Below are 22,950 nucleotides of genomic sequence, written 5' to 3'. Positions count from 1 at the left end.
TCAATAAAGGTTCAGTTGAAACCGCTGGTGGAAATGAAATCGACGTCGGTCTTCGGTTCGCCACGCATCAACAGCTCGATCACCTGCTCAAGCGTGCGCCCCTCGAACAGAATCGCATGCAGCCCGGCGACCAGCGGCATATACACCCCCGCCTCCTGGGACTTGGCCTTGAGCACCTTGAGGGTATTGACCCCTTCGGCCACTTCACCCAGGCGCGACACGGCCTCATCGAGGCTCAAGCCTTGGCCGAGGGCAAAACCGACCTGGTAGTTGCGACTCTTGGGCGATGAACAGGTGACGATCAGGTCGCCCACGCCGGCCAACCCCAGGAAGGTCATAGGATTGGCGCCCTGGCTGACGGCAAAGCGGGTCATTTCCGCCAGCGCACGGGTGATCAGCATGCTCTTGGTGTTCTCGCCCATGCCCAGCGCCACCGCCATGCCGGCGATGATGGCATAGACATTCTTCAACGCCCCGCCCAGCTCCACACCGAAACGGTCGGCACTGGCGTAGACCCGAAAGGTGCGGCCATGCAAGGCCGCCTGGACCCGTTGGCACAGTTCCTCATCCTCACTGGCGACCACCGTGGCGGTCAGCGCATGCTCGGCGATTTCCCGCGCCAGATTCGGCCCGGAGATCACACCGATCCGAGCCTTGGGCGCGATTTCTTCGAGAATCTCGCTCATCAGCTTGAAGGTCTTGGCTTCGATGCCCTTGGTCAGGCTCACCAACAGCTTGCCGCTCAAGCGTTCCGCGTAGGGCGCCAGCACCGAACGCAAGGCGCTGGACGGCAAGGCGACGAAGAACAGGTCGCTGCCCTCCAGGGTTGCCTGCAAGTCAGTCACCGGTTCCACTTCCGGACGGATCTTGATGCCCTTGAGGTAACGCGGGTTCTCACGATTGATCCGGATGGCCTCGGCCTGTTCCGGGTCACGCATCCACTGGCGCACCGGGTGACCATTCTCGGCCAGCAGGTTAGCCACGGCGGTGCCGAAACTCCCGCCTCCCAGGACCGCAATCGGGCACTGTTCAGTCATATGCAATCCGTTCATCCATACCAAGTGGCAATGCGGGGCATTATACGGAGCGGCCAGAGCGCGACCAGCCCCGGCAACAATTACCATCCGCTGTAGGAAGCTGACCATCAATTCCTAGGAAAATGCTGTCAACGCGAATGGAAAAGTCGTTCAGCTCGGTTAACATGCCCGCCATCCACCCCATCTCAAAGGCTGTGCCGTGTCCGTTGGCCCTTCCCGTCCTGGCTCGTCCCTGCTATTGGCACTGATCATCAGCCCGCCAGTGCTGGGCGACGACCTGTTCGTGGACAGCCAGCCCATGCCCCAGGTGCTGACGGCCACGCGCCTCAAGCAATCACCAGCGGCAGTGCCAGGCAGCATGACCGTACTCGACAGCGAGTTGATCAAGGCCAGCGGCGCCCGCGACATCAGCGAACTGCTGCGCCTGGTGCCGGGCATGATGGTCGGCAACATCAGCGGCAACCAGGCTGCCGTGAACTACCATGGCACCAACGCCAGCGAAGCCCGCCGCATGCAAGTACTGATCGACGGCCGCTCGGTGTACCGCGCCGGCCTGGCCACGGTGGACTGGAGCGATATTCCGGTGGCCATGGAAGACATCGAGCGGATCGAAGTCTTCCGCGGCCCCAACACCGTCAGCTACGGCGCCAATGCGCTGATGGCGGTGGTCAACATCATCACCCGCGCGCCGGCCGACAGCCACGGCACCCGGCTGAAAATCACCCGTGGCCAGCGCGGCATCAGCGATTGGTACGCCAGCCAGGGCAGCGGTTGGGACGGCGGCGACCTGCGGTTGTCGTTGTCCGGCCAGGAGGACGATGGCTTTGACAGCGACCGCAACGGCGCCGATTACCGCGACAGCCGCCGCCTGAACCGCTTCAACCTGTCCGTCAGCCAGACGTTGAACGAGCAGCAAAGTATCGACTGGCAATTGAACGCCAAGGACGGGACCAATCAGCGGCCCTACACCTACCACCCGGTGTTCGCCGGGATTACCGCCGCTGGGGATAACTCCGACGTGATCGCCAAGGACTACGCCGGCTCACTGCGCTGGAACCTGGACCTGGACGCCGACCACAGTCTTTATGTACAGGGCTCGATCCAGCATTGGGATCGCCAGCAGACCTGGCGCGCCTGCGACGCCGAGGTGTCCTTCAGCCCGCAATTGACCGACCTGTGGCAGCTCAATCCCTACTATGCCGAGAAGCTGGCGCGCAATATCCCCAGCTACATCAGCGGCGGCGCGCCAGCCGGCACACCACAGGAACAGGCGTTGGCCAATCAGGTGCTCGACCAGTGGCGCAACGGCGCCTCGCAAACCCTGTGCGGCGATATCGACCAGAGCACCCGGGAATCGCGCTACGACCTGGAGATCCAGGACACGCTGAGCCTGTCCGACAGCCTGCGGCTGGTCACCGGCGCCAACTATCGCTATGACCGGGCCGATTCGCAGACATACTTCAACGGCACCCTGGACGACACCACTTGGCGCCTGTTCGGCCAGCTCGAATGGCGGGCCACCGAGCATTGGTTGTTGCAAGGCGGCGCGATGTTCGAGGACACCCGCCTGACCGGCAGTTCGCTGACCCCACGGGTCGCGGTCAACTACCTGATCACCCCGCGCCACGGCCTGCGCGCGGTGTACTCCGAAGCCGTGCGCTCGCCGGACATGTTCGAGAACAACGTCAACTGGAGCTATCAGGTCACCAACCTGCAACCCGCCGCCTTCGGCCAGAACAGTGCCCGTTATTTCGTCCAGACCCGCGGCCCGGGTAACCTGGAACAAGAGCACATGCGCTCCCGGGAATTGGGCTACAACGGTTATTTCGTGGACCTGGCGCTGGCGGTGGACGTCAAACTGTTCCATGACGAAATCACCGGCATGATCAGCGAACCGTTGCGCAACAATCAGTACATCGCCAGCAACAGCAACGAATCGCAATTCTCCGGGGCCGAAACCCAGGTCGACTGGCGCGTGACCAGCGCCGACCGCCTGCGCCTGACCTATGCCTATATCGACGCCCAGGCCAGCACCCCCCTCGACGAACAACTGACCGCCCGCAACAGCGGTTCGGCCGGCTGGCTACGGGATTGGGGACAAGGCTGGAACAGTGCGCTGTTCTATTACGCCGCCGACGCCCTCAATGGCTATCGCTACGAACGGGTAGACACCCGCCTCGCCCGGCGCATTTCCCTGGGCAAGGCCAGCCTGGAACTGGCGGGAGTCCTGCAACAGCGCCTGGACAACCAGCCCACCACGTTTACCGACAATCGCTACGACTCCCGCCATGTCGTGTACTTCAGCGCGGAGTTGTCTTTCTAGATGTCCCGACGCCCACCCCGCAAGACGCCATTTCATGGCCGCCTGACGCTAGCCCTATGCCTGGTGTTTGCCGGTTGGCTGGCGACCATCGAGGCCCGGGGCGCCGAAATCCTGCTGACCGGCACCGAGGACAGCCTCGGCGTGCAATCTTTTACCCAGGCCCTGAAAACCCTGCGCCCTGAAGACAGCGTGCGGTTTACGCCGCTGGCCGACCTGCCAGCGCCAGACAAACTGCCGGGCAATGTCCGCCTGATCCTGCTTGACCTGCCCAGCCTCGACTGGCGCCTGCAGGACGCCCGAGGCCCGGCCACCCTGGTGTTGCGCATCAGCCGCCAGCAAGCCCGCGATCGCCTGGGCGAAGCAACGCCCGCGCACCTGAGCCTGCTGTGGAGCGATCCACCGATGGCGCGGCAATTGCGGCTGATCCGCGCCATCCTGCCGCAGGTGCGACGGGTCGGCGTGCTCTTCGACACCCACAGCGAATTCCTGCTCAAGGACATTCAACAGGCCGCGGCACCGCTGGGCCTGACCATCGTCAGCGAACGCTGGGACGACACCAACGACAGCCGTCCCCTGCAAAACCTGCTGGGCCAGAGCGACGTGCTTCTGGGTCTCGATGACCCCGACTTGTACAACCCCAAGACAGTGAAGAACCTGTTGCTCAGCAGCTACGCCCGGCAACGCGCCCTGATCGGGCCCAGCGCCGCATTCGTCAAGGCCGGCAGCCTGGCCAGCACCTATAGCGACCAACAAGACTGGCTGGCGATTCTCGACGAGTTGCTCGACCGCCCTGCCACCACTTGGCCGCGCACCCTGTATCCGGACCGTTTCAAGGTCCTGGGCAACCGGCAGGTCTCCCGCTCGCTGGGGATCGAACCGATTGATGCCGAATCCGTCGCGGCAACGTTGGCCGAAGGAGAACACCGCCCATGACCTTGCGTCGCCGTTGGGACATCAACACCCGAACCCAGCTCATCGCCCTCGGCCCGGCGTTGCTGCTGACTGTGCTGCTGATCAGTTTCTTTACCTTCGTACGGATCCAGGACTTGCGCCAGGAACTCAATCACACCGGGCAACTGATCGCCAACCAACTGGCCCCCGCCACGGAATACGGGGTGATTTCCGGCAACAAGGAAGTGTTGGAAAGCCTGCTCACCGCCACCCTGGCGACCCCACACGTGCGCTTCCTGGAGGTCCAGGACAGCACCGACAAGGTCCTGGTGTACGTCGAACAACCCGAGCAAACCCGCAGCCATGCCCAGCAGGTCGAAGTCTTCCAGGCCCCGGTGCGCTTGCAGCGCATCGCCCTGAACAATGATTTCCTGCAGGGCAACAGCCCATCCGTGGAGGCCTCCGGCGAAGATTACCTGGGCCGCGTGATCGTCGGCATGTCCAGTGACGCCTTCAGTCAGCGGCAACAGGAGATTCTGTTCAAGGCCGCGATCCTTGCGCTGTTCGCCCTGCTGTTCACCTTCCTGGTGGCGCGCCGGCTGGCGACTAACCTGTCCCGGCCGATCCGCGACATCGGCAACGCGGTCAAGGCCATCCAGCAAGGCGACTACAGCACCCCGCTCCCCATCGTCGATGACGCCGAACTGGGGGCCTTGTCACGGCACATCAACAACCTGGCCGAGGGTTTGGGACAAGCCAGCCGCGAACAGCACCAGGCCATGGCGCAGTTGATCAAGACCCGCGAAGAAGCCGAAAAGGCCAACAGCGCCAAGTCCGAATTCCTGGCGATGATGAGCCATGAACTGCGCACGCCCATGAACGGCGTACTGGGCATGCTGCAGTTGTTGGAAACCACCCGCCTGACCGACGAGCAGCACGAGTACACGGCGCTGGCCTCGGAATCCACCGAACACCTGTTGAAGGTGATCAACGACATTCTCGATTTCTCGCGCATCGAACGCTCGGCCCTGGAGCTGGAGCACATCCCGTTCAACCTGGCAGAACTGGTGGGCAGTTGCGCGCAATCGTTCCAGCACAGCGCCGCGCAACGCAAGCTGGGCCTGGACCTGCTGGTCCCGGACGACATGCAGGCCTTGCAGGTCCAGGGCGATCCGACGCGGATACGGCAGATCCTGGTCAACCTGATCGGCAATGCACTGAAATTCACCGAGCAAGGCCGTGTCACCGTGCAATGCCAGTGGCAGGCCCTGGACCACGAACTGCTGTGGTTCACCTGCGCGGTGCGCGACAGTGGCATCGGAATCCCGGCCGAGAGCCTGGAGCGCATGTTCGATGCCTTCCAGCAGGCCGACAATTCGATCTCCCGGCGCTACGGCGGTACCGGCCTGGGTCTGCCGATCGCCCGTACCCTGGCCGAACGCATGGGCGGGACGCTGCGAGCCCAGAGCGAAGAAGGCCAGGGCTCGGTGTTCACCCTCGAAATCCCGCTGGCCCTGTCGCGCCAGACGCCACCGACCCTGGCGCCGCGCCTGCCCACCGGCAGCGGCGATGGTGAAGGCCGCAACGTATTGCTGGTGGAAGACAATCCGGTCAACCAGACAGTGGTCGAAGCCATGCTGCGCAGCCTGGGCTTCACCGTCAGCATCGCCACCGATGGCGCCCAGGCTGTACGCAGCGCCGAAAGCCTGATTTTCGAAGCGATCCTCATGGATTGCCGATTGCCCATCATCGATGGCTACGAAGCCACGCGGCAGATCCGTCAGTTGCCGGGCTGCGGCGAGGTGCCGATCATCGCCCTGACGGCCAACGCCTTGCAGGGTGACCGCGAAGCCTGCCTCGCGGCGGGCATGAACGATTACCTGGCCAAGCCGTTCAAAAGGAACGACCTGCAACAGATTCTGCAGCGCTGGGTGAATTAGAACAGGTCACCGGACCATCTGTGACTGGCGTGAAAGGCGAAAGTGCGGCAGTCTTAGGCACCCGAACAAGCCTCGATTGGGGCTTGAATAAAAATTTCAGTGCACAGGTGTACATTCATTTCCCGTGTGCTGTGACTTTCACTACAACGCAATAGTCTATGAGTAGGCTGTCGATTCGAGGCATGAACGCTTCGGTCGGCCGGGAAGATTTGCCCCACCCTGCCGCATGGGACTATTGAGGAGCTCGCATGACCAAACAAAACGCCTTTACCCGGGAAGATCTGCTGCGCTGCAGTCGCGGTGAGCTGTTCGGCCCAGGTAACGCGCAACTGCCCGCCCCGAACATGCTGATGGTGGATCGCATCACCCATATCAGCGAAGAGGGTGGCAAGTACGGCAAAGGTGAATTGGTCGCCGAGCTGGATATCACTCCGGACCTGTGGTTCTTCGCCTGCCATTTCGAAGGTGATCCGGTGATGCCGGGCTGCCTGGGCCTGGACGCCATGTGGCAACTGGTCGGTTTCTTCCTCGGCTGGCAAGGCCTGCCGGGTCGCGGTCGCGCCCTGGGTTCGGGCGAAGTGAAGTTCTTTGGTCAGGTCCTGCCGACCGCCAAGAAAATTACCTATAACATTCATATCAAACGCGTCCTCAAGGGCAAGCTGAACATGGCCATTGCCGATGGTTCGGTTGCCGTGGATGGTCGCGAGATCTACACCGCCGAAGGCCTCCGGGTCGGCGTTTTCACCTCCACTGACAACTTCTAAGGGTTATCCGCATGCGCCGCGTCGTTATCACTGGTCTGGGCATCGTTTCGTGCCTGGGCAATGACAAAGAGACCGTCTCCGCTAACCTGCGTGCAAGTCGCCCTGGCATCCGGTTCAACCCGGAATATGCCGAAATGGGTCTGCGTAGCCAGGTTTCCGGCTCCATTGACCTTCCCCTCGAAGAGCTGATCGATCGCAAGATCTACCGTTTCGTCGGCCACGCGGCGGCTTACGCCTACCTGGCCATGAAGGACGCCATCGCTGACTCCGGCCTGACCGAAGAGCAAGTGTCCAACGTACGTACCGGCCTGATCGCCGGTTCCGGCGGCGCCTCGACCTTGAACCAGATGGAAGCGCTGGACATCCTGCGCGAAAAAGGCGTCAAGCGCGTTGGCCCGTACCGCGTCACGCGGACCATGGGCAGCACCGTTTCGGCCTGCCTGGCTACCCCCTTCAAGATCAAGGGCATCAACTACTCGATCTCCTCCGCCTGCGCCACCAGTGCCCACTGCATCGGGAACGCGGTCGAGCAGATCCAGTTGGGCAAGCAGGACATCGTGTTCGCCGGTGGCGGTGAAGAAGAACATTGGAGCCAATCCTTCCTGTTCGACGCCATGGGCGCGTTGTCCAGCAAGCGCAACGACACGCCGGAAAAAGCTTCCCGTGCCTACGACGCCGACCGTGACGGCTTCGTCATCGCCGGCGGTGGCGGCATGGTCGTGGTCGAGGAACTGGAACACGCCCTGGCCCGCGGTGCGAAAATCTACGCCGAAATCGTTGGCTACGGCGCCACATCCGACGGTTACGACATGGTCGCACCAAGCGGTGAAGGCGCCGTGCGCTGCATGCAGATGGCCATGGCCAATGTCGATGCCCCGATCGACTACCTGAACACCCACGGCACCTCGACCCCAGTGGGCGACGTGATGGAAATGAAGGGCGTACGGGAAGTGTTCGGCGACAAGGCGCCAGCCATCAGCTCCACCAAGAGCCTGTCGGGTCACTCCCTGGGCGCCGCCGGTGTTCACGAAGCGATCTATTGCATCCTGATGATGGAAGGCAACTTCATGGCCGGTTCCGCCAACATCGACGAGCTGGACCCAGAAGTGGCCGATCTGCCAATCCTGACCAAGACTCGCGAAAACGCCACCATCAATACCGTGATGAGCAACAGCTTCGGCTTCGGCGGCACCAACGCCACCCTGGTACTGAAGCGCTGGCAGGGCAAGTAAGCCCCGCCGACAGCCGCACACAAAAAGCCCCGACTGGTTCGGGGCTTTTTTTTGCACCTGCTCAATTACACCACATGGGGTCTGTGGTGAATGGAATTCAGCGCACCACAAACCGCTGCTGCGTCAGCAGCCGATCGCCCTGGAACACCATGAACCGCCACTCTCCCGGCACCACTTCGTGGCTTTCGGTGAATTCGTAGGCCATGACATCCTGAGGCGCGCCGGGCACCAGTTTCTGGATGACCTCGAACTTGTCGTGGCGCACGCCATCGGGGGTACGGATACCGGGAGTGAAGTACAACAGGGTCAACGGCTGGTCATCCGCGACCTTGCCGGCCAACTGGTAGCGCATGCCGAACTTGGTGCCCAGCTTCGCCGGCACGCTCTCGGTCTGGCGGATCTGCTCATTGCTGCGTCGCAGGACCCGCTCTCCCGATTGCAGCTCGGCTTGCGGCCCTTCGAAAACACCGTACTCCACCGGGCCTTCGACACGGACTTCGGCCTGTGCCAGGCCGCAGGTCAACCACAGCGCGACCAGTGCGCTTGAACGGGTGAGGTGCATAGTGCGCTCCTTGATTGAGATGAGCGCGAGGGTATGACGCGGGAGTGACAGGCTGATGACAAACCCTGCCCACCGATAATCCCGTGGCGAGGGAGCTTGCTCCCGCTCGACTGCGCAGCAGTCGCCAGATTTGGGGCTACTGCGTAGCCCAGCGGGAGCAAGCTCCCTCGCCACAAAAGCGGACTTAGCGGGCCACTGAGCGCGGCAATACCGAAAGAAAGTTATCCCGCGCCACCTTCCGCGCCACGTCTTCGGGCAAGGCATCGAGGAACGGATCGAAACCGCGCAACTCCTTGCCAAGCGTGTTGAAACGTCCTACCACGTCCGACCCCACCATGAAGCGCTCCGGAAAGCGCTCTACCAGGCGTACCCACTCCTGCCGAGGCTCACCCGCCTCGTCCAGCAAGTACGGCGTGAGCACGCTCCAGGACAGGTCTATGTACAGATTTGGATAGGCCTCGAGCATGCGGGTCAGGGTCGGCAACAGAAAATCCAAGCGGGTCTGGTGGCGATGGATTTCCATGCTGGTACCGGCGTGGGCCCAGATGAAGCGCGTGTGCGGATGATTGCGCAACGGCTCCTCGATTTCCGCCAGGTACAGCGGATTTTTCTCACGCTTGGAAGTGATGTTGGAATGCAGCATCACCGGCAGGTCGTTCTCGGCCGCCAAGTGATAGATCCGCGTCATGGCTTCGTTGTTGGCCCGCGGGGTGTCGCCCGAGGTCAGCGCAGTCAGGTCGTCATGGCGGGTGAACACCTCACCGATGCCTTGCCACAGCCCCGGGTACAGGTCGAGCATGCGCTGGATATGCGCGGCGGAGTTCTTGTCGTTGGGATTGAAGCCCGACAGGAATGGATGAAAGTGCCGGCGCTGCTCGTCGGTCAGCTTGCTCACCGCCGCGGCGACAATCACGTCGGTGGCGCTGTACCAATAGGCATCCGCATCGTCACCGGCGTAATAGCGAGGACGCTTGGGCTCGTCTTCGTGCCATTTCTTGGCCACTGGCACACCGGAAATCATCACATGCTCGATGCGATTGTCCGCCATCGCCTGGAGCAACTTGGGCATGCCGGCGGTTTCCTGGAAAAAATCGACGTAATGCAGGTGCGCATCGCTGTAGGCATATTCGCGAGCCGCGGCACCGCTACTCGAAACAACCAGCAGCCAGGCAAAGATCAAACGGGTCAAAGGCACAGGCAGTCTCCAGAAGCCATGAGCAACATAGACCCCCACCGTCCCGCTGGGGTTCAAGGCGTATCTGCCGCGCCTGCCGACGACGGGTTATGCTTCATGCAACCGTTGTTCAACCTGGAAAACAACATGACCACTCCCCTGACCGTTCGCCCCCGCGCCGAAGATGTCGAAGGCCAGCCGATTCTTCGCCCGCTGCCGTCCGCCAAATGCCGCAGCGTCGGGCCTTTCGTGTTCTTCGATCACATGCTGCAAACCACCTACCCGGCGGGCAAAGGCATGAACATCCGCCAACATCCGCATATCGGCCTGTCCACCCTCACCTACCTGTTCGAAGGAAAACTCCAGCACAAGGACAGCCTGGGTTCCGACCAGGTGGTGGACGCCGGGGATGTCAGTTGGATGACCGCAGGCAGCGCCATCGCCCATGTCGAGCGCACCCCCGAGTCATTGCTGGGCAACGCGTTCGTCATGCACGGCTTGCAAGTCTGGCTGGCCTCGCCCAAGGCCCACGAACAAGGCCCCGGGCACTACAGCCATCACCCGGCACACAGCCTGCCCGTCAGCGAGAACCTGGGGGTCGGCATCCGGATGATCGCCGGGTCGGGCTTTTGCCTGGAATCACCGGTGCCGGTGCTGTCGCCGACGCTTTACGCCGAACTGAACCTGCTGACCGCGACGACCTTGCTGATTCCCACCGAGCATGCAGAGCGGGCGCTGTATGTCTTGAACGGCGAGGCGTCGCTGGACGGTGAGCCGGTGGAACCCCACTCGTTGGTGATACTGCCAAGCGGGGAAGAAATGACGCTGTTTGCAGAGAGCGACTGCCATGCCGTGCTGTTCGGCGGCGCACCGCTGGACGGGCCGCGACGGATCAACTGGAATTTCGTCTCCAGCGACCCGGCACGGATCGACGATGCCCGTCGACGCTGGGCAGCCGGAGACTGGCCGACCGTGCCAGGGGAAAGTGAGCGGATCGAGTTGCCCTAGACTCACAACATCCCGTGGCGAGGGAGCTTGCTCCCGCTCGGTTGCGCAGCAACCGCAGAAAAAACGGGGCCGCTACGCAGCCCAGCGGGAGCAAGCTCCCTCGCCACGGGGTTTGCTTGAAGCACTCAGCCCTTGAACACTTCATCCAACAGGTTATGCATCGACCGGAACGCCCGCCCGGCGACCTTGGCGTTGTACATCATCTTGCCCGGCACATTGGCCTGCGGGTCGGTGAACGAGTGCACCGCACCGCCGTAGCTCAGCAATTGCCAATCCACCCCAGCCGCGTTCATTTCATCTTCGAAAGCCGGGAGCTGCTCTTTGGGCACCAGCGGGTCCGAGGCGCCGTGCATCACCAACACCGCCCCCTTGATGTTCTGCGCATCCGCCGGGTTCGGTGTATCCAGGGTGCCGTGGAAGGAAATGGCGGCCTTCAGCGGCGCACCGCTACGGGCCAGTTCCAGGGCGCAGCAACCCCCGAAGCAGAAGCCGAACGTGGCCAGCCTGGAAGTATCGACCTGCGCTTCGTCCTGGCTCTGCAGTTGCTCGAGCGCCGCCTGCATGCGCTTGCGCAACAACGCCCGGTCGTTCTTGAGGGGCATCATCGCCGCTCCCGCCTCATCGGCATTGCTCGGGCGGACCGTCTGCCCGTACAGGTCAGCGATCAACACCACATAACCGTTGGCCGCCACCGATCTGGCGATGTCCTCGGCCCCCGCCCCTACGCCCATCCAATTCGGCGCCATCAGCAACCCCGGGCGCGAGCCCTGCTGGCTAATGTCGAAGGCCAGGCGGCCTTCATAGGTTTGACCTTCAATCTGATAGACCAGCGAACGAACCGTAACCTGACTCATGACGGACTCCTCTTCAATCGGAACACCAGAAATGAAAAAACCCGCCGAAGCGGGTTTTTCCTGCACTTGATTAAGCTGACAGTTCAACCAACAGCTTGTTCAGGCGGCGTACATACGCCGCCGGGTCCTTCAAGCTGTCGCCAGCCGCCAGGGCCGCTTGGTCGAACAGGATGTGCGACAGATCGCCGAAACGCTCTTCGCTCTGCTCGTTGTCGAGTTTTTCCACCAGCGGGTGGGCCGGGTTGAATTCGAAGATCGGCTTGGAGTCCGGGACTTTCTGGCCGCTGGCTTCGAGGATCTGGCGCATTTGCAGGCCCAGGTCCTGCTCACCGATGGCCAGGATCGCCGGGGAATCGGTCAGGCGGTGCGAGACGCGCACTTCACTGACAGCATCGCCCAGGGCGGTCTTGATCCGCTCGACCAGGCCTTCCTTGCTCTTGGCGACTTCTTCGGCGGCTTTCTTGTCTTCTTCCGAATCCAGGTTGCCGAGGTCCAGGTCACCACGGGCCACGTCGACAAAGCTCTTGCCGTCGAACTCGTTGAGGTAGCTCATCAGCCACTCGTCGATGCGGTCGGTCAGCAGCAGCACTTCGATGCCTTTCTTGCGGAAGACTTCCAGGTGCGGGCTGTTCTTGACCTGTGCATACGTTTCACCGGTCAGGTAGTAGATCTTGTCCTGGCCTTCCTTGGCGCGGGCCAGGTAATCGGCCAAGCCTACGACTTGTTCGCCATCGTCACCCTGGGTCGACGCAAAGCGCAGCAGGCCGGCGATTTTTTCTTTGTTGGCGAAGTCTTCGGCCGGGCCCTCTTTCATGACCTGGCCGAAGTTCTTCCAGAAGCTCTTGTACTGCTCGGGCTCGTTCTTCGCCAGTTTTTCCAGCATGTCCAACACACGCTTGGTCAGCGCCGACTTCATGGAGTCGATGATCGGATCTTTCTGCAGGATTTCCCGCGACACGTTCAGCGACAGGTCGTTGGAATCCACCACCCCCTTGATGAAACGCAGGTACAGCGGCAGGAACGACTCGGCCTGGTCCATCACGAACACACGCTGGACATACAGCTTCAGGCCGCGTGGCGCTTCGCGCTGGTACAGGTCGAACGGCGCACGGGCCGGCACGTACAGCAGCGAGTTGTATTCCAGCTTGCCTTCGACCTTGTTGTGGCTCCAGCTCAGCGGGTTCTCGAAGTCGTGGGCGATGTGCTTGTAGAACTCCTGGTATTCCTCGTCTTTCACTTCGGTGCGCGGACGGGTCCACAGGGCACTGGCGCGGTTGACGGTTTCCCATTCCACTTCAGGCTTTTCTTCGCCTTCGGCAGCGGTGACTTCCTTCGGCAGCTCAATCGGCAGCGCGATATGGTCGGAGTACTTCTTGATGATGTTGCGCAGGCGCCAGCCATCGGCGAACTCGTCTTCGCCGGACTTGAGGTGCAGCACAATGCGGGTGCCGCGATCGGCCTTGTCGACGGTGGCGACTTCAAACTCGCCCTCGCCCTTGGACGACCAGTGCACGCCTTCGCTCGCAGCGAGGCCGGCACGGCGGCTGAACACTTCGACCTGGTCGGCCACGATGAACGCGGAATAGAAACCGACGCCGAACTGGCCGATCAGGTGGGAGTCTTTCTTCTGGTCGCCGGACAGGTTCTTCATGAAGTCGGCGGTGCCGGACTTGGCGATGGTGCCCAGGTGCGTGATCACCTCTTCGCGGCTCATGCCGATGCCGTTATCTTCGAGGGTGACGGTTTTTGCGTCCTTGTCGAAGCTCACACGGATTTTCAGCTCAGCGCCGCCTTCCAGCAATTCAGGCTTGGAAAGGGCTTCGAAACGTAATTTGTCGACAGCGTCAGAGGCGTTCGAAATCAACTCGCGAAGGAAAATTTCCTTATTGGAATACAGCGAGTGAATCATCAGGTGCAGCAGTTGCTTCACCTCGGTCTGGAAGCCCAGGGTTTCCTTTTGAGTTTCCACGCTCATGGTCATCAAACTCCAAGTGGATGGTGGTGTCCGCCTCGCTGAGATTGGCGGCGGGATGTCCTCAAGGTGGGGGCAACGCTGATGATTTCAAGGGCGATCCGGTTTTGACGGTTCCTGGATCTTGAAATGGGCCCGGGCAGTGGCGATGGGTTCGGCCTCGACGTCTTGCCAGGCGGTGATCGCGACGTTGGCGACCCGCCTCTGGCGCCTGGCCGGGTACTGACGAAATGCGTTGCGAAGAAATTGCCTGAGCCACGGATAATCGCTGCTTTAATACCCGGCGGCGGTTCACGAAGAACAATGGCCGAATAAAAAGGAGCGTCAATGCATCAGGTAAAGCTGCCATTAGGTGGAGCATTATGGATGGCAGCAAGCCTGCTTTCATTCATAGGCATGGCTGTCGCGGCGCGAGAGCTTTCCAAGTTCATGTCGATCTTCGAGATCCTGTTTTTCAGGTCCTTGGTTGGACTGATCATTGTTTTTCCGGTTATTTACCAACAGCGCGCCAAGCTCAAACAAGCCCGTGACCTGGGTCTACAGATTGGCAGGAACGCGGTTCACTTCGCCGGACAATATGCCTGGACCATTGGCGTGGCATCACTTCCGTTGGTTAAGGTCTTTGCCCTGGAGTTCACCACCCCGATATGGGTCTCCCTCCTGGCGTTTTTATTCTTGAAGGAAAAACTCTCCACCGCTAGGGTATTCGCCGCCATCGGCGGTTTCCTGGGTGTCCTGGTCGTTCTAAGGCCCGGCCTTGATAGCATTGAACCCGCCGCGTTCATCGTTCTTCTGGCCGCCATGGGCTACGCAACATCCATCATCATGGTGAAAAAACTGACGTTGACCAGCAGTCCCGCCATCATCGTGATCTGGATGGTGCTTCTACAATTGCCCTTGGGCCTTGGTCTGTCCCTGGCACAATGGCGTACCCCTACGCTCGCCTGCATCCCCTGGATCCTGCTGTTGGGTATAACGGGTTTAAGTGCGCACTTCGCCATGGCCAAGGCGCTGAGCGTCATGGAAGCTTCCATTGCCATCCCGATTGATTTTTTCAGGGTGCCACTCATTGCCGTCGTTGGTTTTCTTCTCTACGGTGAGCCTCTTGAAATCTGGGTATTGGTCGGCGCAGTGATTATCTTCGCCTCAAACTATCTGACCTTCCGGATCGAACAAAAGAAAATGCCATCGTCAACTTCGCCAAGCTCCGAGTGATCAGCTCAAGGGCGATCCGGTTTCGACGGTTCCTGGATCTTGAAATGGGCCCGGGCAGTGGCGATGGGTTCGGCCTCGACGTCTTGCCAGGCGGTGATCGCGACGTTGGCGACCCGCCGGCCCTGGCGCCAGACCTGGCATTTGGCGTAGGTGTCGCGAAACTGTCCGGTGCGCAGGTAATCCAGGGAGAAATCGATGATTTTCGGTATGCCCGACGTACCAGTGGCGATCAACAAATGCACGGCAGCGGCCAGCTCCATGAAACCGGCGATGACCCCACCGTGGATGGCCGGCAGTAAAGGGTTACCAATGTTGTCTTTGTTGGCCGGCAGGCGAAACAACAAGTCGTCGCCTTGGCGCGTGCATTCGACGCCGATGAGTTGGGCATAGGGAATCGAGGCGAGCAGCAGCGCGTAGTCGCCCTGCTCGCAGGCGCGGCGCAGTTGTTCCTGGAGGATATCGGTCATGGCTGGCCCACAGCGGTCATCGGACCGCCCTTCCCCATTCCCCTGGCATGCTGGCCCAGGCGCATGAAGGTGCCCACCACATGGGCGATGGGTTGCTCGGGATCGTCCTGGTAGGCGAAACCCCGGGTGAAGATCACGTCCGGGGTCACCCGATAGCATTGGGCGAAGCCGTAGACATCCTTGTGGGGCTCGGCAGCGTGCATGTAGTCGATCCGCAGGTCGAGGGTGGGACAGACTTCGAATTGCGGCAGCACACACAGGGTCGACATACCACAGGCGGTGTCCATCAATGAGGTCAACGCCCCGCCATGGATGATGCCCGTCAGGGGATTGCCGACGATTTGCGGGCTGAACGGCAGGATGACCGTCAGCCCGTCACGACTGGCACTGTGCAACTTCAAGCCCAGCACCTGGCAATGCCTGAGTGCGGATAAAAAACGTGTGGCACGCTCAAAAACGGGGTCTTCGGCCATTCGATCAACGCTCCAATGAGTGACGAGACCTGGCAACAGGCGCGATGCACAAAGTTCCATTGCAGGGCAAAGTTATATATCTGTTACACAACAGGAACTTAATCCGAGGGGTGGCGTTCAAAAGGCCAGTAGTTATTTCCATAAGGAGAAACACCCCATGCGTAAGACTTTTGCTATTGCCTTGATGTTGGCCGCTTCCCTCGGCCTCGCTGCCTGCGATAAAAAATCCGAGGACAAAGCTCAAGATGCCAACCAACACTCCCAAGAAGCCCAGCAGAAAATGGGCGAAGCACAGGATAAAGTGAACGAAGCGGCGAAAGAAAACGCCGAAGCCGCCAAAGCTCAGTCTGAATCGAACAGTGCCGCCCAGCAGGAAGCACCTGCTACCGCGCCTAAAACCAACTGATACGGTTTTAGCAGTGAAGGAAAACCCGCCTGATGCGGGTTTTCTTTTGCCTGCGATTTGGCGGCACGCTTGTCAGGCCGCCTCCTTGCCCACCTCGGACACTGGCGCTTCGGTGGGGGTATAGACCATCACGTCCAGCACATCGGAGTGAAACTCGCGCTGATACAGCACGAACACCACGCCGGCACTCATCAACATGAATAACCAGGGGCTGACGAACCACGCCAACATGGTCATGCCGAAATAATAGGAACGCAGGCCAAAGTTGAACTGGTTGGCGGCCATGGAAATGACCCGCGCAGCCCTTAGTGCAAAGGCCTTGCGCTCCTGCTCCGACACATGCCGCTCACCAATCATCGGCGCTGAGCCAATCAGGACTGCCGCGAAGTTGTACTGGCGCATGCACCAACTGAACGTGAAGAACGCATACACGAACACCAGTGCCAGGCACAGCAACTTGACCTCCGCCATGCCCTGGGACGCCTGCTGCACCAAGGGTATGTCCGCCAGCAACGACACCGCCCGATCGGACGCCCCGAGTACCGTCAGGATACCGGCCAGGATGATCAATGTGCTGGAGGCGAAGAAGGATGCGTTGCGCTCCAGGTTGCCGATCACGCTGGCATCGGCGATACGGTTCTCACGCAGCAGCATGCGGCGCATCCAGTCTTCGCGGTACAGGTGCATCACGCTGGCCAGGCACGCCGTGTCGCGCGCCTTCCAGGTGGCATAACGGGTGTAGCCCGCCCAGCAGATAATGAACCAGGCGGCGGCAAGCAGGTGGATCAGGTTGGCTTGGATGAATGACATTCGATTTCCTGTATGTCTAAAAACATGACGTCTAAAGCCAGACTTGCCTTGAAATGCCGACCTGTGGGAGCAAGCTCCCACAAGGTTTTGTGCAAGCCTTTCAAGACACTGCTTCGACGTTAGCCCACGGAAAAAGACACTGCACTCAAAAAAAAAGCCCCGTATCGATTGATACGGGGCATTTCGATTCTTGCCGATGAATCTGCCTGTAGCCGCTTAAGCCAACGCTTCGCTGCGCTTGCCCAGCAGGCGATCACACACCACCGCGACCGCCAGGGTCATCACCGAAGGTACTAGCCAGGCCAAGCCCTGCTCGCTGAGCGGCAGGTGGGCCAGTTGCGTCGGCATCCAGTCTGCCAGGCCGGCGCCCTTGAGCGCGTCGATCAGGCCAAACAGGAACGACACCAGCATCACCGGGCCAACGATGCGCCCCTGCTCGTGCCAGAAGTCCTTGCAGAAGCTCAGGGCCACCAGGGCGATGCACGGTGGATAGATCGCGGTAAGAACCGGAATCGAGAACGCGATCAGCTTGGTCAGGCCCAGGTTGGACACCAGCAGCGAAAACGCCGCCAGGATCACCACCAGGGTCTTGTAGGACAGCGGCAGGACACGGCTGAAGTATTCGGCGCAGGCGCAGGTCAGGCCGACTGCGGTCACCAGGCACGCCAGGGAGATCAACACGGCAAGGAAACCGCTGCCCAGGCTGCCGAAGGTGTGTTGCACGTAGGCATGCAGCACAGCGGCGCCGTTGGTCGCCCCTGCGGCCACCTCATGGCTGCCGGAACCGAGGCGGAACAGGCTGACGTAGACCAGCGCCAGGCCCACCCCGGCGATCAGCCCGGCGATGATCGCGTAGCGGGTGATCAAGGCCGGCGACTCGACGCCCCGGGAACGGATCGCGTTGACGATGACAATGCCGAACACCAAGGCGCCCAGGGTATCCATGGTCAGGTAGCCGTTGATGAATCCTTGGGAGAACGGCGCCGCGATGTACTCGGGGGTCGCCACGCCGATATCACCCGCGGGCAAGGCAAACGCCGCGATGCCGAGCACGGCCAGGGCGATGATCTTCAGTGGCGCGAGAAAGCGCCCGACGGTGTCCAGCAGGCGGCCCGGGTAGAGCGAGATGAAAAACACCAGCAGGAAATACGCGGCGCTATACAGGAACAGCGCCAGCGGGCTTTCGCCAGTCAATGGCGCCAAGCCGACTTCGAACGAAACGGTGGCGGTACGCGGTGTGGCGAACAACGGGCCAACGGCCAGGTAGCACACCGCCGCCAGCAACCCACCGGCGACTTTGCCGATGGGGCTGCTCAAGGCATCCATTGCCCCGCCCACCTTGGCCAGTGCAACGACCGTGATGACCGGCAGCCCGACCGCCGTGATCAAAAAGCCCAGCGCCGCCATCCAGACATGAGGCCCGGACTGCAAACCGACGATAGGCGGGAAGATGATGTTGCCGGCCCCGACGAACAGGGCAAATGTCATGAAACCAAGCGCCAGGATGTCCTGGCCTTTCAACACTTTCATTAAGGAAACCACACTACTGAATCGGAATTTAGAGAGGGATTTCCCTTATGGATGAGGGAAATGCTGCCGATCCGTATGGGACCGACCCGTTTAGCGCGGCGCTTCCTTGTGGGCAGCGGTCGCAAAAATGGCTGCTAGCCTAACGAATTTAGCGAGAAAACGCACTGTTAAGGGGCGAACTATCCGATACGCGACATTCCAGCGTCGCGTTTACGTATCTATTTTTCGGCTCGCGGCGGAATTTTCAGGAGCCAGCCCCCCGTGGCGAGGGAGCTTGCTCCCGCTGGGCTGCGAAGCAGCCCCCATACAGGCGACCGTATTCATTCAGACAAAATGCGTTGCCTGGTTTACGACTGCTTCGCAGCCGAGCGGGAGCAAGCTCCCTCGCCACAAGAGCCGCCGCCACAACACATGAATTCTCAAGGGCCAGAAACGACAAAGGCCACCCGAGGGTGGCCTTTGTTGCTGGAACAAAAAGTCAGCCGAAGCTTACTTCTTCATTTCCCAGCCAGTCAGCTCGGCCAGGGCCTTGCCGATGTCTGCCAGCGAACGCACGGTTTTCACGCCTGCGTCTTGCAGTGCAGCGAACTTCTCGTCTGCAGTGCCTTTGCCGCCAGAGATGATTGCGCCAGCATGGCCCATGCGCTTGCCCGGAGGAGCAGTCACACCAGCGATGTAGGAAACAACCGGCTTGGTCACGTTGGCCTTGATGTAGGCTGCCGCTTCTTCTTCAGCCGAACCGCCGATCTCACCGATCATGACGATCGCTTCGGTCTTCGGGTCTTCCTGGAACAGCTTCAGGATGTCGATGAAGTTCGAACCCGGGATCGGGTCACCGCCGATGCCGACGCAAGTCGACTGACCGAAACCGGCGTCAGTGGTCTGCTTCACAGCTTCGTAGGTCAGGGTGCCGGAACGGGAAACGATACCGACCTTGCCTGGCAAGTGAATGTGACCTGGCATGATGCCGATCTTGCATTCGCCTGGAGTGATCACGCCTGGGCAGTTAGGGCCGATCAGGGTGATACCCAGCTCGTCGCACTTGACCTTGGCTTCCAGCATGTCGATGGTCGGGATGCCTTCGGTGATGCAGACGATCAGCTTGATGCCGCCGAACGCTGCTTCAAGGATGGAGTCCTTGCAGAAAGGAGCTGGAACGTAGATCACGCTGGCGGTGGCGCCAGTTGCGGCTACAGCGTCTTTCACGGTGTTGAACACTGGCAGGCCCAGGTGCTCGGTGCCGCCCTTGCCTGGTGTTACGCCGCCAACCATCTTGGTGCCGTATTCGATGGCTTGCTGGGTGTGGAAACTACCTTGCGAACCGGTAATGCCCTGGCAGATAACCTTGGTGTCTTTATTGATCAGGACGCTCATTATTTGCCCTCCGCAGCTTTAACGACTTGTTGAGCAGCGTCGGTCAGGCTGGTAGCAGCGATGATGTTCAAACCGCTTTCTGCCAGTACTTTAGCGCCCAGCTCAGCGTTGTTGCCTTCGAGGCGAACAACAACCGGGATTTTCACGCCGACTTCTTTCACGGCGCCGATGATGCCTTCGGCAATCATGTCGCAGCGAACGATGCCGCCGAAGATGTTGACCAGTACTGCAGCGACGTTAGTGTCGGACAGGATGATCTTGAACGCTTCGGTTACGCGTTCCTTGGTAGCACCACCGCCCACGTCGAGGAAGTTGGCTGGCTTGCCGCCATGCAGGTTGACGATGTCCATGGTACCCATGGCCAGGCCGGCACCGTTGACCATGCAGCCGATGTTGCCTTCCAGGGCTACGTAGTTCAGTTCGAACTTGGCAGCGTGCGCTTCGCGCGGATCGTCTTGCGACGGATCGTGGAAAGTCTTCAGCTTAGGCTGACGGTACATGGCGTTGGCGTCGATGTTGATCTTGGCATCGAGGCAGTGCAGGTCGCCGTCGGCCTTGATCACCAGCGGGTTCACTTCCAGCAGTGCCAGGTCGTGGTCCTGGAACAGCTTGGCCAGACCTACGAAGATCTTGGCGAATTGAGTGACCTGCTTGCCTTCCAGACCCAGCTGGAATGCCAGCTCGCGACCCTGGAATGGCTGTGCGCCAACCAGTGGATCGATGGTGGCCTTGAGGATTTTCTCAGGGGTATCGTGAGCGATTTTCTCGATGTCCACGCCACCTTCGGTGGAAGCCATGAACACGATGCGGCGGCTCGAACGATCAACGACAGCGCCCAGGTACAGCTCTTTAGCGATATCAGTGCACGATTCAACCAGGATCTTGGTGACTGGCTGACCGTTGGCGTCAGTCTGGTAAGTCACCAGACGCTTGCCCAGCCACTGCTGTGCGAAGGCTTTGGCGTCTTCTTTGCTGCGAACCAGCTTGACGCCGCCCGCTTTACCGCGACCACCGGCGTGAACCTGGGCTTTGACAACCCATTCGCTGCCGCCGATTTTGTCGCAAGCTTCTGCTGCCGCTTCCGGGGTGTCTACCGCGTAACCGGTGGATACTGGCAGGCCGTACTCAGCGAACAGCTGCTTACCCTGATACTCGTGAAGATTCATGCTTATTACCGTCTTCGTTAGGTACTGCGCATTCGGTGCTGCACCGTTCTGGTGCCGCACCACCTGTGACTGCTGCTTGCGTAGCTTTCCAGTTAACCGGTGCAGCTACGCAAGGCTGCGTCCAGCGGATATTCCGCGGTGAGTCTTGCTCGCAAGGCTCACGACGGGCCATACCGCCGTGGTTTCTTATTGTCTATTAACGCTTCTTGCGGTTGGCCACGTGGATGGCGCCGCCATTTACGGCCAGGGCCGCTTCGTGCAAGGCTTCGGACAGGGTCGGATGGGAGAAGACCATCATGCCCAGATCTTCAGCGCTGGTGCCGAATTCCATGCCGATCGCGCCTTGCTGTACCAGCTCGGCAGCGCTCGGGCCAATGACGTGAACGCCCAATACGCGATCCGTCTTGGCATCGGCGATGACTTTCACGAAACCACCGGTATCGTTGGCTGCCATGGCACGGCCACTGGCTGCAAACGGGAAGGTGCCGACGTTAACTTCAACGCCTTCGGCTTTCAAGGCCTGCTCGGTCTTGCCGACCCATGCGATTTCCGGGTGGGTGTAGATAACCGAAGGGATCAGGTCGTAGTTCATCTGGGCTTTGTGGCCCTTGATGCGCTCGACGACCATGATGCCTTCCTCGGACGCCTTGTGCGCCAGCATCATGCCGCGAACCACGTCACCGATGGCGAAGACGCCCGGTACGGTGGTGGCGCAGAAATCATCAACCTTGATGAAACCGCGTTCGTCGAGGTCCACGCCGCTATCGGCAGCCAGCAGATCGGTGGTCACCGGACGACGGCCGACCGCAACGATCAGCTTGTCGAAAGTGATGGTCTGTTCGCCATTGGCGTCGGTGTAGTTGACCACGACTTCTTCGCCGTTGACCTTCGAACCGGTCACGCGAGCGCCCAGCTTGATGTCCAGGCCCTGTTTGGTCAGGGTTTTCAGCGCTTCCTTGGAGACCGCGGCATCGGCGGCCATCAGGAAGGTGTCGAGGGCTTCCAGGACGGTCACTTGCGCGCCCAGGCGCGACCATACCGAACCCAGCTCGAGGCCGATCACGCCGGCGCCGATCACGCCCAGGCGTTTTGGCACGCTCTGGAATTCCAGGGCACCGGTGGAATCGACGATCACGTTCTGGTCGACCGGAGCCGGCGGAATGTCGATCGGACGCGAGCCTGGCGCCAGGATGACGTTCTCGGCTTCGATCACTTCAACCGAGCCGTCTGGCTTGGTCACTTCGACTTTCTTGCCCATCAGCAGCTTGCCGTGGCCCTGGATCGAAGTCACGCCGTTGGCCTTGAACAGGGTGGCAACACCCGAGGTCAGGCCTTTGACGATGTTGGCTTTGCGGCCAACCATGGCAGGCACGTCAATGGTGACATTTTCGCGGTTGACACCGCCAATACCGTGAATGGCCAAGCCGTCTTGCGCTTCGTGGAACTTCCAGGAGCTGTCCAGCAGCGCCTTGGAGGGAATGCAACCGACGTTCAGGCAAGTACCGCCAAGGGCCAGCTTGCCCTCTTTGTCGGTGTATTTCTCGATGCAGGCAGTGGTGAGGCCCAGTTGCGCAGCCTTGATGGCCGCTACGTAGCCGCCAGGGCCCGCACCAATCACTACCACGTCGAATTTCTGAGTCATGAGTCATTCCTTTTCGAATCAAACCGAACGGTCACTTGTGGTGACCGTCGTGGGACGAAACCGGTTGTTTCAGCAAGAGGCCGGTCACAACAGACCGGCCCTCGCGGCGA

The 22,950-nt window shown here is 60.7% G+C and carries 20 protein-coding genes and 1 pseudogene; 8 read left to right on the top strand and 13 right to left on the bottom strand.

What is annotated here, in order from left to right; all coding sequences use genetic code 11:
• Positions 1 to 11: 11 nt before the first annotated feature.
• Positions 12 to 1,037, bottom strand: a complete 1,026-nt coding sequence (locus BLU76_RS23595) for an NAD(P)H-dependent glycerol-3-phosphate dehydrogenase (protein ID WP_092147862.1) — start codon at positions 1,035 to 1,037, stop codon at positions 12 to 14.
• Positions 1,038 to 1,236: 199 nt separating this feature from the next.
• On the opposite strand from BLU76_RS23595, the gene BLU76_RS23590 reads away from it, so the two are divergent.
• The 5 genes from BLU76_RS23590 (at position 1,237) to fabB (ending at position 8,187) form a co-directional block, all read left to right on the top strand.
• Positions 1,237 to 3,360 carry a TonB-dependent receptor plug domain-containing protein gene (locus tag BLU76_RS23590; protein ID WP_092147859.1) on the top strand — a complete coding sequence of 708 codons (2,124 nt, stop codon included), beginning with the start codon at positions 1,237 to 1,239 and terminating at the stop codon, positions 3,358 to 3,360.
• A complete protein-coding gene (locus tag BLU76_RS23585) occupies positions 3,361 to 4,293 on the top strand; it encodes an ABC transporter substrate-binding protein (RefSeq protein ID WP_092224696.1) in 933 nt (310 codons plus the stop codon).
• On the top strand, positions 4,290 to 6,191 hold the full coding sequence (locus BLU76_RS23580) for an ATP-binding protein (protein WP_092224694.1): 1,902 nt from the start codon (positions 4,290 to 4,292) through the stop codon (positions 6,189 to 6,191). The genes BLU76_RS23585 and BLU76_RS23580 overlap by 4 nt, the downstream gene beginning before the upstream one ends.
• Before the next feature lie 248 nt (positions 6,192 to 6,439).
• On the top strand, positions 6,440 to 6,955 hold the full coding sequence (fabA, locus tag BLU76_RS23575) for a 3-hydroxyacyl-[acyl-carrier-protein] dehydratase FabA (RefSeq protein ID WP_003204400.1): 516 nt from the start codon (positions 6,440 to 6,442) through the stop codon (positions 6,953 to 6,955).
• An 11-nt stretch (positions 6,956 to 6,966) separates the two neighbouring features.
• The gene (gene fabB / locus BLU76_RS23570) at positions 6,967 to 8,187 is read left to right on the top strand and encodes a beta-ketoacyl-ACP synthase I (RefSeq protein WP_092147850.1); all 1,221 of its coding nucleotides are present in this window, start codon (positions 6,967 to 6,969) and stop codon (positions 8,185 to 8,187) included.
• A 97-nt stretch (positions 8,188 to 8,284) separates the two neighbouring features.
• Here fabB and BLU76_RS23565 read toward each other — a convergent pair whose 3' ends face one another.
• Together BLU76_RS23565 and BLU76_RS23560 are read right to left on the bottom strand one after the other, a co-directional pair.
• Positions 8,285 to 8,749: a DUF3859 domain-containing protein gene (locus tag BLU76_RS23565; RefSeq protein WP_063324852.1), complete on the bottom strand. Its 465-nt coding sequence runs from the start codon at positions 8,747 to 8,749 to the stop codon at positions 8,285 to 8,287.
• Between the two features lie 184 nt (positions 8,750 to 8,933).
• On the bottom strand, positions 8,934 to 9,950 hold the full coding sequence (locus tag BLU76_RS23560; protein WP_170862094.1) for an amidohydrolase family protein: 1,017 nt from the start codon (positions 9,948 to 9,950) through the stop codon (positions 8,934 to 8,936).
• Between the two features lie 120 nt (positions 9,951 to 10,070).
• Here BLU76_RS23560 and BLU76_RS23555 point away from each other — a divergent pair, with 120 nt between their 5' ends.
• Positions 10,071 to 10,931 (top strand): pirin family protein, encoded by an 861-nt coding sequence (locus tag BLU76_RS23555; RefSeq protein ID WP_092224752.1) that lies wholly within the window; start codon positions 10,071 to 10,073, stop codon positions 10,929 to 10,931.
• 125 nt (positions 10,932 to 11,056) lie between these two features.
• On the opposite strand, the gene BLU76_RS23550 is transcribed toward BLU76_RS23555, so the two are convergent.
• The 3 genes and pseudogenes from BLU76_RS23550 to BLU76_RS23540 form a co-directional block, all read right to left on the bottom strand.
• Positions 11,057 to 11,785, bottom strand: coding sequence for a dienelactone hydrolase family protein (locus tag BLU76_RS23550; protein ID WP_092147844.1), 729 nt, complete (start codon positions 11,783 to 11,785; stop codon positions 11,057 to 11,059).
• A 70-nt stretch (positions 11,786 to 11,855) separates the two neighbouring features.
• Positions 11,856 to 13,760, bottom strand: coding sequence for a molecular chaperone HtpG (gene htpG / locus BLU76_RS23545; protein WP_092147902.1), 1,905 nt, complete (start codon positions 13,758 to 13,760; stop codon positions 11,856 to 11,858).
• Positions 13,761 to 13,847: 87 nt separating this feature from the next.
• A pseudogene (locus BLU76_RS23540) lies at positions 13,848 to 13,967 on the bottom strand (PaaI family thioesterase); the annotation flags it as partial.
• Between the two features lie 117 nt (positions 13,968 to 14,084).
• Between BLU76_RS23540 and BLU76_RS23535 the strand changes: the two are divergent.
• On the top strand, positions 14,085 to 14,972 hold the full coding sequence (locus BLU76_RS23535; RefSeq protein WP_092224689.1) for a DMT family transporter: 888 nt from the start codon (positions 14,085 to 14,087) through the stop codon (positions 14,970 to 14,972).
• Between the two features lie 5 nt (positions 14,973 to 14,977).
• On the opposite strand, the gene BLU76_RS23530 is transcribed toward BLU76_RS23535, so the two are convergent.
• On the bottom strand, positions 14,978 to 15,439 hold the full coding sequence (locus BLU76_RS23530; RefSeq protein WP_092147838.1) for a PaaI family thioesterase: 462 nt from the start codon (positions 15,437 to 15,439) through the stop codon (positions 14,978 to 14,980).
• Positions 15,436 to 15,912, bottom strand: a complete 477-nt coding sequence (locus tag BLU76_RS23525) for a PaaI family thioesterase (RefSeq protein ID WP_092147835.1) — start codon at positions 15,910 to 15,912, stop codon at positions 15,436 to 15,438. Before BLU76_RS23525 ends, BLU76_RS23530 begins: the two co-directional genes overlap by 4 nt.
• 157 nt (positions 15,913 to 16,069) lie before the next feature.
• On the opposite strand from BLU76_RS23525, the gene BLU76_RS23520 reads away from it, so the two are divergent.
• On the top strand, positions 16,070 to 16,318 hold the full coding sequence (locus tag BLU76_RS23520; protein ID WP_063324847.1) for a hypothetical protein: 249 nt from the start codon (positions 16,070 to 16,072) through the stop codon (positions 16,316 to 16,318).
• A 72-nt stretch (positions 16,319 to 16,390) separates the two neighbouring features.
• Here the strand turns inward: BLU76_RS23520 and BLU76_RS23515 are convergent, their stop codons facing one another.
• From BLU76_RS23515 to lpdA, 5 genes are all read right to left on the bottom strand, one after another.
• On the bottom strand, positions 16,391 to 17,128 hold the full coding sequence (locus BLU76_RS23515; RefSeq protein WP_063324846.1) for a DUF599 domain-containing protein: 738 nt from the start codon (positions 17,126 to 17,128) through the stop codon (positions 16,391 to 16,393).
• Between the two features lie 216 nt (positions 17,129 to 17,344).
• Positions 17,345 to 18,658, bottom strand: a complete 1,314-nt coding sequence (gene brnQ / locus BLU76_RS23510) for a branched-chain amino acid transport system II carrier protein (protein ID WP_063324845.1) — start codon at positions 18,656 to 18,658, stop codon at positions 17,345 to 17,347.
• 489 nt (positions 18,659 to 19,147) lie between these two features.
• A complete protein-coding gene (gene sucD / locus BLU76_RS23500) occupies positions 19,148 to 20,032 on the bottom strand; it encodes a succinate--CoA ligase subunit alpha (protein WP_003179236.1) in 885 nt (294 codons plus the stop codon).
• On the bottom strand, positions 20,032 to 21,198 hold the full coding sequence (gene sucC, locus BLU76_RS23495) for an ADP-forming succinate--CoA ligase subunit beta (RefSeq protein WP_003179235.1): 1,167 nt from the start codon (positions 21,196 to 21,198) through the stop codon (positions 20,032 to 20,034). Before sucC ends, sucD begins: the two co-directional genes overlap by 1 nt.
• A 196-nt stretch (positions 21,199 to 21,394) precedes the next feature.
• A complete protein-coding gene (gene lpdA, locus BLU76_RS23490) occupies positions 21,395 to 22,840 on the bottom strand; it encodes a dihydrolipoyl dehydrogenase (protein ID WP_092147830.1) in 1,446 nt (481 codons plus the stop codon).
• Positions 22,841 to 22,950 lie beyond the last annotated feature (110 nt).

The sequence above is a fragment of the Pseudomonas sp. NFACC08-1 genome (genome assembly GCF_900106735.1).
Classification (GTDB): domain Bacteria; phylum Pseudomonadota; class Gammaproteobacteria; order Pseudomonadales; family Pseudomonadaceae; genus Aquipseudomonas; species Aquipseudomonas fluorescens_Q.
This window is presented reverse-complemented; position numbering and strand designations above follow the sequence as displayed.

What these genes read in the sequence shown, in the direction of transcription:
- BLU76_RS23530 (WP_092147838.1), bottom strand. Translation starts at nt 15,439, where the DNA reads ATGACCGATATCCTCCAGGAACAACTGCGCCGCGCCTGCGAGCAGGGC.
- BLU76_RS23520 (WP_063324847.1), top strand. Translation starts at nt 16,070, where the DNA reads ATGCGTAAGACTTTTGCTATTGCCTTGATGTTGGCCGCTTCCCTCGGC.
- BLU76_RS23580 (WP_092224694.1), top strand. Translation starts at nt 4,290, where the DNA reads ATGACCTTGCGTCGCCGTTGGGACATCAACACCCGAACCCAGCTCATC.
- fabA (WP_003204400.1), top strand. Translation starts at nt 6,440, where the DNA reads ATGACCAAACAAAACGCCTTTACCCGGGAAGATCTGCTGCGCTGCAGT.
- BLU76_RS23595 (WP_092147862.1), bottom strand. Translation starts at nt 1,037, where the DNA reads ATGACTGAACAGTGCCCGATTGCGGTCCTGGGAGGCGGGAGTTTCGGC.
- BLU76_RS23550 (WP_092147844.1), bottom strand. Translation starts at nt 11,785, where the DNA reads ATGAGTCAGGTTACGGTTCGTTCGCTGGTCTATCAGATTGAAGGTCAA.
- BLU76_RS23525 (WP_092147835.1), bottom strand. Translation starts at nt 15,912, where the DNA reads ATGGCCGAAGACCCCGTTTTTGAGCGTGCCACACGTTTTTTATCCGCA.
- BLU76_RS23535 (WP_092224689.1), top strand. Translation starts at nt 14,085, where the DNA reads ATGCATCAGGTAAAGCTGCCATTAGGTGGAGCATTATGGATGGCAGCA.
- BLU76_RS23585 (WP_092224696.1), top strand. Translation starts at nt 3,361, where the DNA reads ATGTCCCGACGCCCACCCCGCAAGACGCCATTTCATGGCCGCCTGACG.
- BLU76_RS23565 (WP_063324852.1), bottom strand. Translation starts at nt 8,749, where the DNA reads ATGCACCTCACCCGTTCAAGCGCACTGGTCGCGCTGTGGTTGACCTGC.
- sucC (WP_003179235.1), bottom strand. Translation starts at nt 21,198, where the DNA reads ATGAATCTTCACGAGTATCAGGGTAAGCAGCTGTTCGCTGAGTACGGC.
- brnQ (WP_063324845.1), bottom strand. Translation starts at nt 18,658, where the DNA reads ATGAAAGTGTTGAAAGGCCAGGACATCCTGGCGCTTGGTTTCATGACA.
- htpG (WP_092147902.1), bottom strand. Translation starts at nt 13,760, where the DNA reads ATGAGCGTGGAAACTCAAAAGGAAACCCTGGGCTTCCAGACCGAGGTG.
- fabB (WP_092147850.1), top strand. Translation starts at nt 6,967, where the DNA reads ATGCGCCGCGTCGTTATCACTGGTCTGGGCATCGTTTCGTGCCTGGGC.
- BLU76_RS23515 (WP_063324846.1), bottom strand. Translation starts at nt 17,128, where the DNA reads ATGTCATTCATCCAAGCCAACCTGATCCACCTGCTTGCCGCCGCCTGG.
- sucD (WP_003179236.1), bottom strand. Translation starts at nt 20,032, where the DNA reads ATGAGCGTCCTGATCAATAAAGACACCAAGGTTATCTGCCAGGGCATT.
- BLU76_RS23555 (WP_092224752.1), top strand. Translation starts at nt 10,071, where the DNA reads ATGACCACTCCCCTGACCGTTCGCCCCCGCGCCGAAGATGTCGAAGGC.
- lpdA (WP_092147830.1), bottom strand. Translation starts at nt 22,840, where the DNA reads ATGACTCAGAAATTCGACGTGGTAGTGATTGGTGCGGGCCCTGGCGGC.